The sequence below is a fragment of the Actinoplanes sp. CA-015351 genome (genome assembly GCF_050955685.1).
Classification (GTDB): domain Bacteria; phylum Actinomycetota; class Actinomycetes; order Mycobacteriales; family Micromonosporaceae; genus Actinoplanes.
The window spans coordinates 3289287-3301039 of sequence record NZ_CP192102.1; the positions used below are offsets into that span (position 1 = coordinate 3289287).

Consider the following 11753-nt stretch of genomic DNA (forward strand, 5'->3'; position numbering starts at 1 on the left):
CGCATGATGCTCACCCGTACCCTCCGAAATGCTCTCGCGGCAGTTGCCGCAGCCTCCCTGCTCGCTGTTGCCGCCTGCGGCGGCGGCAGCGACGCCGATGGCGAAAAATCAGTAGAAAAAGTGAACTTCGGTTACATCGGCGATTACAACGGTACGAGTCTGCTGGCTGTAGCGAATGCTCAGAAACTGTGGGAGAAGCACGGGCTCGAGGTTGACGCCAAGGTCTTCACGAACGGCCCGCTGCAGGTCACCGCGTTGAACGCTGGTGACCTTGATTACGGCTACATCGGACCGGGCGCGGTCTGGCTTCCCGCCTCCGGCAAAGCGAAGATCATTTCGTTGAACTCGCTGGGTAACGCCGACCGGGTGATCGCGCAGGCCGGCATCACCGATCTCACCCAGCTCAAGGGCAAGAAGATCGGCGTCCCGGAGGGCACCTCGGGCGACATGATCCTCACCCTGGCGCTGCAGAAAGCTGGGCTGACCAGCAAGGACGTCGAGCGGGTGCCGATGGACGCGGCGACCATCGTGACCGCGTTCGGCAGTGGGCAGATCGACGCGGCCGGGATCTGGTACCCGCTGGCGAACACCATCAAGGCCAAGAAGCCGGATCTGGTCGAGCTCGCCAAGAACGCCGACTTCGCCGGCCAGATCGCCTTCCCGACCGCGTTCGTGTCCGGAAATGACGTCGCCGCGGAGAAGACCACGAAGGTGGTGCAGGTGCTGCGCGAGGCCATGGACTTCCGTGCGGCGAACGCCGACAAGAGCATCGAGCTGACCGCTGCGCTGCTGAAGAAGCCGGTTGAGGACGTCCGCGCCGACGCCGCGAACAGCCAGATGCTCGACTCGGCGACGATCGACGGCTACGTCAAGGACGGCACTGTCGCCAAGTGGCTGTCCGGAATGGGCGACTACTTCGTCGGTGCCGGCAAGCTGCCGTCCAACCCGGACCCGTCGAGCTACTACCTGGGTCTCGCTCAGTGAACTTTCTCTTCCTGATGACCGACCAGCACCGGGTGGACACGCTCGGCGCCTACGGAAACCCACACGTCAGTACGCCGAACCTGGATCGGCTCGCCGCCACCGGCACCCGGTTCGACAGGTGGTACACCCCGACCGCCATCTGTACACCGGCGCGGGCCAGCCTGCTCACCGGGCAGGCGCCGTTCCGGCACAAGGTCCTGGCCAACCGTGAGCGCAATGTCGGTTACCAAGAGGATCTGCCGGAGGACGCGTTCACGTTCGGTGCCGAACTGCGCAGCCGCGGATACAACGTGGGCCTGCTGGGGAAGTGGCACGCGAGCAGCGAGAAGCCGCCGTCGTTCTACGGATTCGACGGCCCGCACCTGCCGGGCTGGCACAACCCGGTTGATCACCCGGACTATCTGGCCTACCTCAAGGAGAACGACCTTCCGCCCTACGAGATCCACGAGCGGATTCGTGGGACGCTGCCGAACGGCGGGCCGGGCAACCTGCTGGCGGCGCGGCTGCGGCAGCCGGTCGAGGCGACGTTCGAGCATTACCTCGCTACCCGGACGATCGAGCTTTTGAAGCGGTACAAGAGCGAAAATCGTCCCTTTTACCTCGCCACCCACTTCTTCGGGCCTCACCTGCCCTACATCGTCCCGGACGAGTATTTCGACATGATCGACCCCGCCGACGTGGAGCTTCCGAAATCGATCAGTGAGACGTTCGAGGGCAAGCCCGCTGTGCAGAAGAACTACAGCGCGCACTGGACCTTCGACACCATGCCGATCGAGGTGACACGCAAGCTGATCGCTGTCTACTGGGGTTACGTCTCGATGATCGACTACGAGATCGGCCGGATCCTCGAAGAGATCGACGAAGACGGCACGACGGTTTTCTTCACCTGTGATCATGGCGAGTTCACCGGGTCGCATCGGCTGCACGACAAGGGCCCGGCGATGTATGAGGACATTTACCGGACTCCGGGCATCATCCGGATTCCCGGGGCCGCACCCCAGACGCGCGACGAGTTCGTCAGCCTGCTGGACTGCACCGCGACGATCCTCGATCTGGCCGGCGCGGACACCACGCCGGCGGTCGACTCACGCAGTTTGGTACCACTTGTCCAGGGCGAACATCCGGACTGGCAGCCCGACATCGTCTGCGAGTTCCACGGGCATCATTTCCCGTACCCGCAGCGGATGCTCCGCGACGACCGCTACAAACTCGTTGTCAATCCGGAGTCGACAAACGAGCTCTATGACTTGGAGCGTGACCCTGATGAATTGCTCAACATTTATGGTCACCCGGAGATGGCACCCGTCCGCGACCGGATGATGGGACGCCTTTACCAACTGCTGGTCGACCGCGACGACCGTTTCTATCACTGGATGACGTCGATGTACCAGGTGGGGTCGGTCGATCACGACCCGACCCTGAGCGGTCTCGACGATCAATCCTACCTATCCTAGCGGTCATGAGTTGTTGCACGCCGTCTGCGGACCGGCCGCCCGCCTCGGTTCCGGCGCCGGTTCCCGGCACCGGAACCCATCGGATCGAGCAGATCTCGGTGCCTTCCCAGACCTTCGCGATGGGCGACGCCCACGACGATGGGGTACGCGCGGACGGCGAGCAACCAGTCCATCCGGTACGCGTACCGGCCTTCACCATCGACGCCACCTCCGTGACAGTCGCCGACTTCCGGGCGTTCGTGACGGAGACCGGTTACCGCACCGACGCCGAGCAGTACGGCTGGTCCGCCGTCTTCCACCTCGCGCTGACCGATCCTGATCACGTGGCGGGCCGGATGCAGGGCACACCGTGGTGGCTCGGCGTCGAGGGCGCGAACTGGGCCCACCCCGGCGGCCCGTCCGACGTGGCGGCCGACGACCACCCGGTCGTGCACGTGAGCTGGAACGACGCGCAGGCGTACTGCGCCTGGGCGGGCCGCCGCCTGCCGTCCGAGGCGGAGTGGGAGTGCGCGGCCCGGGCGGGCCTGCCGTCGCTGCGCTACCCCTGGGGCGACGAGCTGCCGTCGGACGGCCACGCGCTGAACATCTGGCAGGGCAGCTTTCCGGGCACGAATCTCGGCGCGGACGGATACATCACGACGGCGCCGGTCCGCACGTTCGCACCCAACGGTTACGGCCTGTGGCAGCCGGTGGGCAACGTCTGGGAGTGGGTGGCCGACTGGTTCTCACCCACGTACTACGCCGAATCCCCGGCCGACGCCCCGCGCGGCCCGGCCGGCGGCACCGCGAAGGTCATCCGAGGCGGCTCCTACCTGTGCCACGACTCCTACTGCAACCGGTACCGCAACGCCGCCCGATCCTCCAACACCCCCGATTCCTCGACCGGAAACATGGGCTTCCGAACCGCCGGATCCAGCCCGCCGGACACCTCACCTGTGACACTGACCGGCCCGGCGATGCGCCGGACCGATCGGCGTTCGTCTGTCTCGGAGGGGTAACGGTCTGGCCGGGGCCGGCTGGCGGCGGCGGTGCTGGTACTGACCGCGGCTGTCGATCGCAACCGCCGGGCCGAGGATCTGTCGGCGCTGAGACTGCAGGGGCTCGGGCGCCGGGAGGCCAGGGGCGCGGTGCTCTGGGCGTACCCCTGGCTCGTGATCTTGGGGGTGACCGCCGGGATGGCGGTCGCGCTCGCGGGGTGGGCACTGACGGGCTGGGCGCTGCCGCTCGCCGGGCTGAACCCGCCGCCGCTGCCGTTCCCCGGACGGCCCGGCGTCATCTCGCTGACGCTGACCGGCGGAGCGCTGCTGGCAGTGCTGCTCGCCGCCGCGATCCCGGCCGCACGGGCCGTGCTGCGCAAACTGTCCTACTAGATTTGCAGCAATGGAACCGCAGCTGCTCTCCGCGTGGGCCGGGCACTGGACCGGCGACGGCACCGGCGTCACCGTGATCATCCCGCCGCCGGGCACCGTCGGATCCGGCGAAGTGCGCGGCGGCGCCCCCGCGACAAGGGAATTCGCCCTGCTGGACCCGTCCCGCCTGGTCGACCGGGTGGATGCCGTCGTGCTGTCCGGCGGATCAGCGTTCGGCCTCTCCGCGGCCGACGGCGTGATGCGATTGCTGCACTCCCGCGGCCTCGGCTTCCCGACCCCGCTCGGCCCGGTACCCATCGTCGTCGGCATGTCGATCTTCGACGCCTCGGTCGCGGGCACGCCACCCTCATCGGCGGCCGGCCACGCTGCCGCCCTCGCGGCACTGCGCGGAGACCTCTTCAGCGTGGGTACGGTCGGAGCCGGCGCCGGAGCAGTCACCGGCCGGTGGCGCGGCGGCGCTTCCCCGGGCGGGCTGGGCATGGCCCGGGGCGTTTCCGGCGACGCGTCCGTCGTGGTGGTGGCAGTGGTGAACGCCTGGGGCGACGTGATCGGCCCGGACGGGTTGCCGGTGTTCAACCCGGACTCAAGCGGTGACGCGGTGGTCACACCTTTCGGAATGACCAATACGACGATCGCTGTCGTCCTCACCGACGCGAAGGTCACCAAGGCAGACTGTTACCTGCTGGCCCAGAGCGGGCATACGGGGTTTGCCCGGGCGCTGAACCCCGCCCACTCCCGTTTCGACGGCGACGCCGTGGTGGCCCTGGCAACCGGCGCCGCCGACGCCGACCTGGACCTGCTGAGAGTAGTCGTCGCCGACGTAACAGCCGCCGCGATCCGATCCGCGGTGACCCCGCCCGACGCCGCCGGGGCACAGCGTGCCGACTAGGGCCCAGCATGTCGACTTAGTGCTCAGCGTGTCGACTTAGTGCTCAGTGTGTCGACTTAGTGCTCAGTGTGTTGATTTGGGGTTCAATCCGCACCCCATGTCGACACGCACGCCGGGAAGCGCCTGCTGCGTGTTGACTTCAGGTTCGGATCGCACCCCAAATCAACACGCATCGGGGGCCGGGCGGAGCTGCCCGGCGGAGCGTGGCGGTTTGCGGTTCGCCGGCGACCTGGTTCGTTGCTCTGTGTGTCGGTGCGTAACACTCCGCGGCCAGGAGTTTCCAGGATCGCGGAGTGGGCGGCTCGGGCCACTCCGCGGGCCGCTTCCCGGGACGCTTCGCGATGGCTGCTTCGCGACGGCTGCTTCGCGACGGCTTTTGGGGCGCCGGGCTAACGCTGAGCCGGCGACGGTGTGCGGTTGCGCCATCCGGCCGACCCGAAACTCACAAGATCAGAATGCGGGTGGTCGTTGGCGCGGCTTCGCGGGCCGTTCGTCGCTTTCACGGTCGTCTCTGCGATTGCGGAACAGCCGTTGGCGGGGCTGGCAGTGACCCCGCGGCGGGGCCGGCGGCGGGGCGCGCCGGGCCGGGATCGTCAGGGGCGGAGAACCACTTGCGTTTTAGTTGCGGTTGGGGCGGCCTCGCGCGTACCCAGGGTGGTAGTCATTAATGATGTTGGTTGACTTCGCCGCGCCGGTCGCGGCCTCACCGGCCGAGGCTGAAACCGCGGCCGTGTCGGCGGAGCAGGTCGGATATGACGGATTCCTGGCCGCTGAGACCCGGCATGACGTCTTCACCACCCTCGCCCTCGTCGCGCGCGCGACCTCGCAGATCAGTCTGCAGAGTGCGATCGCGGTGGCTTTCGCGCGGAACCCGATGAATGTCGCGATTCTTGCCAACGACCTTCAACTGATCAGCGAGGGGCGGTTCCGGCTCGGGCTCGGATCGCAGGTCAAACCGCATATCGAGCGACGCTTCGCGATGCCGTGGGGGCAGCCCGCCAAGCGGATGGAAGAATTCGTCACCGCGATCCGCGCGATCTGGCAGGCCTGGGCGACCGGGGACCGGCTGATGTTTCGCGGGGAGTTCTACAAGCACACGCTGATGACCGATTTCTTCAATCCGGGGCCGAACCCGTCCGGCAATCCGCCGATCGAGCTCGCGGCCGTCGGCGAGCGGATGATCGCGGCGGCCGGGCGGGCCGCGGACGGGCTGCTCGTGCATCCGCTGACCAGCGCGGACTACCTGCGCGAGCGGATCCTGCCGACCCTTGTTCAGGAGCGCGGCAACCTGGACGGGTTCACCCTGCAGATGAGCGCCATGGTGGTGCTCGGCGCGGACCCGGCACAGCGGGCCCGCGCCGAACAGGCGGTGCGCGGTCAGATCGCCTTCTACGCGTCGACCCCCGCCTACCGGCCCGTCCTTGACCTGCACGGATGGGGCGATCTGGCGGATCGGCTCAACGTGCTGTCGCGCCGGCAGCAGTGGACCGAGATGGCCGCGGAGATCAACGACGAGGTGCTGGGCACGTTCGCCGTCGCGGGAGACGCGGCAGCGGTCGCCGCCGGCGTGAAGGACCGATTCGGTACAGCGATCGACCGCATCTCGCTGTACACGCCGTACGAGGCCGACCGCTATCAGATCGCCGCCGTGCGACAGGCTATAAAGGGCAATCGGCTATGAAGGCGTGACCTCGATCGAGTCGACCCGGTCCGGATAGAAGGCGACGTGGTTCACGATCGGAGCGACCGCGTCGTACGGCGCGGTGTACTCCCAGATCGCGTCGACCGATTTGTCCCCGCCGACCGGGATGGAGTAGTAGCCGGCGTCGCCCTTGTACGGGCAGTAGGACGACGTCGCGGAACGCGACAGCAACGACTCGTCCACGTCGGTCAGTGGCAGATAGCGCACCGGCGGATAGTTCGCCTCCTGCAGGAGCAGCGCGTTGCGGGTGTCGGCGACCACCTTGCCGGCGACGGTCACGACAACCCGGTCGGTGCTGGGCTTGATCGTGATCGGGTGCTCCGGCCCCGGCAGCAGCCGTGGTTTCTCGGCCATCAAAAGGCCCCTCTCGTCGATATCTCAGAAGCTTATTACGCTGATCTTGTGACGACCCCAGCGATCTACGCGGTGATCGAGGCCGGCATTCCGTACGACGTGATCACCCACGGCCCGGTGAGCAGCGTCGAAGAGGCGGCCCAGGTCCAGGGCGTCGAGGTTCGTGACCTGGTGAAAAGCCTGGTGGTACGCCGGGCCGAGGGCGAGTACCTGTTCGTGCTCGTCCCCGGCGACCGGTCGATCTCGTGGCCGAAACTGCGTGCCCTGCTCGGTGTGAGCCGGCTGTCCATGCCGGACGCGGCCACCGCGAAAGAGGCCACCGGTTACGAGCGGGGGACGATCACCCCGTTCGGCTCGGCCACGGCGTGGCCGGTGATCGCCGACGAACGTACCCGGGGGCGGACCATCAGCCTGGGCGCGGGGGAGCGCGGCGTGGGCCTGCGGGTCGCGGCGGATGAGGCTGTCGCCTCGCTGCAGGGCACGTTCGCCGACGTCACCGATTAAAGGCGTGGCGGATCAGCCCTTGAGCGCCGCTGCGACCGCCGAGGTCAGCGGCGTCGCCGGCCGGCCGATCAGCTTCGCCAGAACGGCGCTGTCGGTGTCCAGGTGCCCGTCGACGATCTTGGCGTCGGTGTCGGCGAGCAGTCCCGCGTACCCCTCCGGCAGGCCGACGCCGACCAGCACCTGCTGGTAGTCGGCGACCGGCAGATCGGTGTAGGCGACGTCCTTTCCGGACTGCTTGGCGACCTCGGCGGCCAGCTCGGCCATGGTGAACGCCTCGCCGCCCAGCTCGTAGACGCCGGCCTCGCCGGACAGCAGCACGGCCGCCGCCGCCTCGGCGTAATCGGCCCGGGTGGCGGCCGCGATCCGGCCCTCGCCGGCGCTGCCCGCGATCGCGCCGGTATGCAGCGCGCCCGCGATGCTGCCGGCGTAGTTCTCGGTGTACCAGCCGTTGCGCAGCAGCGCGTGCGGGATCCCGGTGGCGGCAATGGCCTGCTCGGTGGCGAGGTGCTCGGGCGCGAGGCCGATCGGGGTGCTGTCGGCACGCAGAATGCTCGTGTACGCGATGAAGCCGACTCCGGCCGCCTTCGCGGCCTCGATCACGGCGGTGTGCTGCGGTACACGCTGGCCGACGGCGTTGCCGGAGACCAGGAGCAGCCGGTCGACGCCGGCGAAGGCCGCTTCGAGCGTCTCCGGGCGGTCGTAGTCGGCGAGGCGTACCTGCACGCCGAGAGCCGTGAGGCCGGCGGCCTTGGCAGTGTCGCGGACCGCGGCGACGATATCGCCGGGTTCGGCGCCCCGCGCGATCAGCGCGTCGACGACGAGGCGGCCCAGCTGGCCGGTGGCACCGGTGACGGCGATGGTGGTCATGGTGAACTCCTAGGTCAGGTAAGTGCTGTGCCACGAGCATGCACTAACTTTTTGAAAGTGCCAACTCTGAGAAGGTATCGTCTTTCTCATGAGTGAACTGGGCGACCCCGACGACGACCTGATCCCGAGCGTCTTCGCCCGCGACTGCGCGTCCCGGGGCGTCCTCACCGACGTGACCGGCCGCTGGGGCACCCTCGCCCTGGCCGCGCTGCACGAAGGGTCGTTCCGATTCAACGCGCTGCGCCGCAAGGTTGACGGCGTAAGCGAGAAGATGCTGGCCCAGACGCTGCAGTCGCTGGAGCGGGACGGCCTGGTCCGCCGCGAGGTGCAGGCGGCGATCCCGCCCAGGGTCGAGTACAGCCTCACTGATCTCGGCCAGCGCGTCGCGACTCAGCTGGTGAACCTGATCGAGCTCCTGGAGGGTGAGATCAAGACCATGCGCGCGGCGCAGGAGGCGTACGACGACCTGCGATAGGTTTCCAGACGTGACTGAGCCGATCCAGCCCGACGTCCCGCCCTCCGGCACCGGATGCGCCGAATGCCTCGAGACCAGCGGATGGTGGTTCCACTTGCGCCGGTGTGCCGAGTGCGGCCACATCGGATGCTGCGACACCTCCCCGTCGCAGCACGCGACCGCCCACTACAAGAGCACCGGCCACCCGGTCATCCAGTCGTTCGAGCCGGGTGAGGACTGGTTCTGGGACTTCTCGACCGAGCAGGCCGGCAACGGTCCGGAGCTCGCGCCGCCGTCCAGCCGGCCGGAGAGCCAGCCGGTTCCGGGTCCGTCGGGTGCGGTTCCGCCGGATTGGCGCACCAAGATCCATCGCTGACGTAAGCTCGATAGGTCAAACCGGAAGCAGATAATCTGCTTCCGGACTTCCTGTTGACTGAAACTTCAGTCCTCAGATGCATTCGTGCCCGGCCGATGAAACGTGCGTCGGACCACGGATGGAGGGCAGATGCGCGGCTTACAGAACATCGGCACGGCCAAGAGGCTGGGTGCCATCGTCGCTACGGGCGCCATCGCCCTCGGCGCGATGGCGGCTATCACGCTGACCGGGCAGGACAGCCTGGCGGACCAGGCCGAGGACATTCGGCGCCTGGAAGCGGGACTTGCCGCGCTCAACCACCTGAACAACCGCCAGAGCGAGCTCAAGGTCGACGCGTACCGGTCGGCGCTCGGGCACGACGTGAGCGGTGACGTGGTGGACGACGTGCAGTCGTCGGTCGACGCCGCGGACGCCGTGGTGAGCTCGGGCCTGCCGGCCTCGATCATCACCGAGTTCAACGGTTACCGGCCGGACTTCGAGGACTTCAACACCTTCATCACCGAGTTCGTCACGGCCGGCGTGGCCGACCCGTCGTCGGTGGTGAACCGTACCGACGAGATCGCGGAGCGCAACGACACCACCGACAACGAGCTGGACACCCTCACCGAGACGGTGGAGGCCCAGATCGTGGCGCAGAAGGCCGAGATGGCCAGCACCGTCACGTCGGTCCGTAACACCGCGATCGCGGTGGCGCTCGCCGCGCTGGCACTGCTGGTCGGCATGGCGATCCCGATGGTTCGCTCGATCCTCGGCCCGATCCGCAAGCTCGGCCTGGTGATCGACGCGCTGGACCGCGGCGACCTCACCGTGCGCAGCGGCATCACCAGCCGCGACGAGCTCGGCACGATGGCCGCCGGCCTGGACCGCTCGCTCGACAAGGTTCGCGCCTCGATGGAGACCATCGCGGCCGACGCCGACAAGCTGGCCGCCGCGTCGACCGAGCTCGCCGCCGTCTCCAGCGAGATCGCCAACGCGGTCGACAACACCGACCGGCAGAGCAGCTCGGCCTCGATCGAGGCCGACGAGATCTCCCGCAACGTGCAGACCGTCGCGGCCGGCTCCGAGGAGATGGGCCTGTCGATCCGGGAGATCTCGCGCAACGCTGCCGACGCCGCGCAGGTCGCCTCGATCGCTGTCTCCGAGGCCGCCCGCGCCACCGACACCATCCGCCAGCTCGGCGAGTCGTCCGCCGAGATCGGCAACGTGATCAAGCTGATCACCAGCATCGCCGAGCAGACCAACCTGCTCGCCCTGAACGCCACCATCGAGGCCGCTCGCGCCGGCGACGCCGGCAAGGGCTTCGCCGTGGTCGCCAGCGAGGTCAAGGACCTCGCCCAGGAGACCGCCCGCGCCACCGAGGACATCGGCGCCCGGGTCAACGCGATCCAGCAGGACACCGGCGGCGCGGTCGAGGTCATCAACCGCATCTCCGAGGTCATCGCCCAGATCAACGACTTCCAGACCACCATCGCCTCGGCGGTGGAGGAGCAGACCGCCACCACCGGCGAGATGTCGCGCAGCATCGCCGAGGTCGCCGCCGGCTCGAGCCGGATCGCCACCAACATCAACGACGTCTCGTCGGCGAGCGCCTCCACGGTCAGTGGTGTCAACCAGACCCGCGAGGCCAGCGAAGAGGTCTCGCGGACCGCCGAGGAGCTGCGCAACCTGGTCGGCGCCTTCAAGTTCTGAGCTGGAAACGAAAGGCCGGTCGCCGATGGCGACCGGCCTTTCCTCATACCCGGGGCCTGCGCGCCGATGGTGGGCTTATGCAAACGGTGATCGACGACTCCCTCATGTCGCGTCGCCGTTCCATCGAGACGGCCGGGCTGATATCCCGGAGCATCGGCATCCTCTCCACCGCGATCTATGCCAGCGGGCTCACCGATTACGCCCCGCACGACCTCAGCCCCGGCATGGAGCTGGCCTGCTGGTCCGGCATCCTGGCGATGTTCCTGTCCAACCTGCTGGCCTTCTTCGGCCGCCGCCGGCCCGGTTCCCGGTGGTACACCCCGTTCAGCGCGCTGCAGGTCACCCTCGACACCGCGACCATCGTGGCGTTCGTGGTGATCTCGTCGCTGGAGTACCCGCAGACCACCTGGCCGCTGCTCATCCTGACGATCGCGATCGCCGCGCTCCGGCACCGGCTCGTCGGCGCCTTCGCCGCGTACACGCTGACCTCGGCAGCGTTCCTGATCATGGTCCCGGACTCACCCGACCACTCGTTCGTGATCGGCGTCGGCTTCATGATCGCGGTGATCACCGGCGCCCAGTCGGCGGCGTACTCCAAGCAGCTTCTCACCCTGCAGGCGGCCCGCCAGGCGCTGCATCACCAGGCCAATCACGATTCGCTCACCGGCCTGCCCAACCGCGCTCAGCTGGCCGGGTACGCCGCCGAGCGCACTGGTTCCACCCTCGCTGTGCTGCTGCTCGACCTCAACGGGTTCAAGCAGGTCAACGACGTCCACGGGCACGCCGCCGGTGACCTGCTGCTGCACGAGATGGGCGTGCGGCTCAACGGCGTGCTCGGCCCCGGTGATCTTGCCGGGCGGCTCGGTGGCGACGAGTTCCTGGTCCTGCTGCCGGAGGCGGACGCCGCGAAGGCCGCGCAGATCGGTGACAAGATCCGCGACGTGATCCGCCGCCCGGTCGACATCGGCGACGGGCGGCAGGTGACGGTCGGTGCCAGCGTCGGCGTAGCCTTGCGCGCCGCCGGATCCGATGCCACCCTCGACACGCTCACGGCCGAGGCCGACACCGCGATGTACCAGGACAAACGCGCACCGGGGCTGGCCGCCTGAG

The 11753-nt window shown here is 68.2% G+C and carries 13 protein-coding genes; 11 read left to right on the top strand and 2 right to left on the bottom strand.

What is annotated here, in order from left to right; genetic code table 11:
* Positions 1–3: 3 nt before the first annotated feature.
* The 6 genes from ACQP2E_RS14785 (at position 4) to ACQP2E_RS14810 (ending at position 6378) form a co-directional block, all read left to right on the top strand.
* The gene (locus ACQP2E_RS14785; protein WP_433831918.1) at positions 4–984 is read left to right on the top strand and encodes an aliphatic sulfonate ABC transporter substrate-binding protein; all 981 of its coding nucleotides are present in this window, start codon (positions 4–6) and stop codon (positions 982–984) included.
* A complete protein-coding gene (locus ACQP2E_RS14790; RefSeq protein ID WP_433831920.1) occupies positions 981–2438 on the top strand; it encodes a sulfatase-like hydrolase/transferase in 1458 nt (485 codons plus the stop codon). Before ACQP2E_RS14785 ends, ACQP2E_RS14790 begins: the two co-directional genes overlap by 4 nt.
* 5 nt (positions 2439–2443) lie before the next feature.
* Positions 2444–3436 carry a formylglycine-generating enzyme family protein gene (locus tag ACQP2E_RS14795; RefSeq protein ID WP_433831922.1) on the top strand — a complete coding sequence of 331 codons (993 nt, stop codon included), beginning with the start codon at positions 2444–2446 and terminating at the stop codon, positions 3434–3436.
* A 30-nt stretch (positions 3437–3466) separates the two neighbouring features.
* Positions 3467–3808: an FtsX-like permease family protein gene (locus ACQP2E_RS14800; protein ID WP_433831924.1), complete on the top strand. Its 342-nt coding sequence runs from the start codon at positions 3467–3469 to the stop codon at positions 3806–3808.
* A gap of 10 nt (positions 3809–3818) precedes the next feature.
* Positions 3819–4697, top strand: a complete 879-nt coding sequence (locus ACQP2E_RS14805) for a P1 family peptidase (RefSeq protein WP_433831926.1) — start codon at positions 3819–3821, stop codon at positions 4695–4697.
* Positions 4698–5364: 667 nt separating this feature from the next.
* The gene (locus ACQP2E_RS14810) at positions 5365–6378 is read left to right on the top strand and encodes a TIGR03617 family F420-dependent LLM class oxidoreductase (RefSeq protein WP_433831928.1); all 1014 of its coding nucleotides are present in this window, start codon (positions 5365–5367) and stop codon (positions 6376–6378) included.
* On the opposite strand, the gene ACQP2E_RS14815 is transcribed toward ACQP2E_RS14810, so the two are convergent.
* Positions 6373–6753 (bottom strand): DUF427 domain-containing protein, encoded by a 381-nt coding sequence (locus ACQP2E_RS14815; RefSeq protein ID WP_433831930.1) that lies wholly within the window; start codon positions 6751–6753, stop codon positions 6373–6375. The two genes, ACQP2E_RS14810 and ACQP2E_RS14815, sit on opposite strands and share 6 nt — an antisense overlap.
* Positions 6754–6801: 48 nt before the next feature.
* Here ACQP2E_RS14815 and ACQP2E_RS14820 point away from each other — a divergent pair, with 48 nt between their 5' ends.
* Entirely contained in the window at positions 6802–7257 is a 456-nt protein-coding gene (locus tag ACQP2E_RS14820) for an aminoacyl-tRNA deacylase (RefSeq protein WP_433831932.1), read from the top strand.
* Between the two features lie 12 nt (positions 7258–7269).
* Here the strand turns inward: ACQP2E_RS14820 and ACQP2E_RS14825 are convergent, their stop codons facing one another.
* A complete protein-coding gene (locus ACQP2E_RS14825) occupies positions 7270–8124 on the bottom strand; it encodes an SDR family oxidoreductase (RefSeq protein WP_433831934.1) in 855 nt (284 codons plus the stop codon).
* Positions 8125–8212: 88 nt separating this feature from the next.
* On the opposite strand from ACQP2E_RS14825, the gene ACQP2E_RS14830 reads away from it, so the two are divergent.
* The 4 genes from ACQP2E_RS14830 to ACQP2E_RS14845 all read left to right on the top strand — a co-directional run bounded on the left by ACQP2E_RS14830 (position 8213) and on the right by ACQP2E_RS14845 (position 11752).
* Positions 8213–8599 (top strand): winged helix-turn-helix transcriptional regulator, encoded by a 387-nt coding sequence (locus tag ACQP2E_RS14830; RefSeq protein ID WP_433831936.1) that lies wholly within the window; start codon positions 8213–8215, stop codon positions 8597–8599.
* 10 nt (positions 8600–8609) lie between these two features.
* The gene (locus ACQP2E_RS14835) at positions 8610–8954 is read left to right on the top strand and encodes a UBP-type zinc finger domain-containing protein (RefSeq protein ID WP_433831938.1); all 345 of its coding nucleotides are present in this window, start codon (positions 8610–8612) and stop codon (positions 8952–8954) included.
* 129 nt (positions 8955–9083) lie between these two features.
* A complete protein-coding gene (locus ACQP2E_RS14840; protein ID WP_433831940.1) occupies positions 9084–10643 on the top strand; it encodes a methyl-accepting chemotaxis protein in 1560 nt (519 codons plus the stop codon).
* Between the two features lie 77 nt (positions 10644–10720).
* Positions 10721–11752 (top strand): diguanylate cyclase domain-containing protein, encoded by a 1032-nt coding sequence (locus tag ACQP2E_RS14845; RefSeq protein ID WP_433831942.1) that lies wholly within the window; start codon positions 10721–10723, stop codon positions 11750–11752.
* Position 11753: the final 1 nt, after the last annotated feature.

Bases quoted from the DNA above. Each gene is read 5' to 3' on its own strand.
- ACQP2E_RS14785 (WP_433831918.1), top strand. From the start codon at position 4: ATGATGCTCACCCGTACCCTCCGAAATGCTCTCGCGGCAGTTGCCGCA.
- ACQP2E_RS14795 (WP_433831922.1), top strand. From the start codon at position 2,444: ATGAGTTGTTGCACGCCGTCTGCGGACCGGCCGCCCGCCTCGGTTCCG.
- ACQP2E_RS14805 (WP_433831926.1), top strand. From the start codon at position 3,819: ATGGAACCGCAGCTGCTCTCCGCGTGGGCCGGGCACTGGACCGGCGAC.
- ACQP2E_RS14810 (WP_433831928.1), top strand. From the start codon at position 5,365: ATGATGTTGGTTGACTTCGCCGCGCCGGTCGCGGCCTCACCGGCCGAG.
- ACQP2E_RS14815 (WP_433831930.1), bottom strand. From the start codon at position 6,753: ATGGCCGAGAAACCACGGCTGCTGCCGGGGCCGGAGCACCCGATCACG.
- ACQP2E_RS14825 (WP_433831934.1), bottom strand. From the start codon at position 8,124: ATGACCACCATCGCCGTCACCGGTGCCACCGGCCAGCTGGGCCGCCTC.
- ACQP2E_RS14830 (WP_433831936.1), top strand. From the start codon at position 8,213: ATGAGTGAACTGGGCGACCCCGACGACGACCTGATCCCGAGCGTCTTC.
- ACQP2E_RS14840 (WP_433831940.1), top strand. From the start codon at position 9,084: ATGCGCGGCTTACAGAACATCGGCACGGCCAAGAGGCTGGGTGCCATC.
- ACQP2E_RS14845 (WP_433831942.1), top strand. From the start codon at position 10,721: ATGCAAACGGTGATCGACGACTCCCTCATGTCGCGTCGCCGTTCCATC.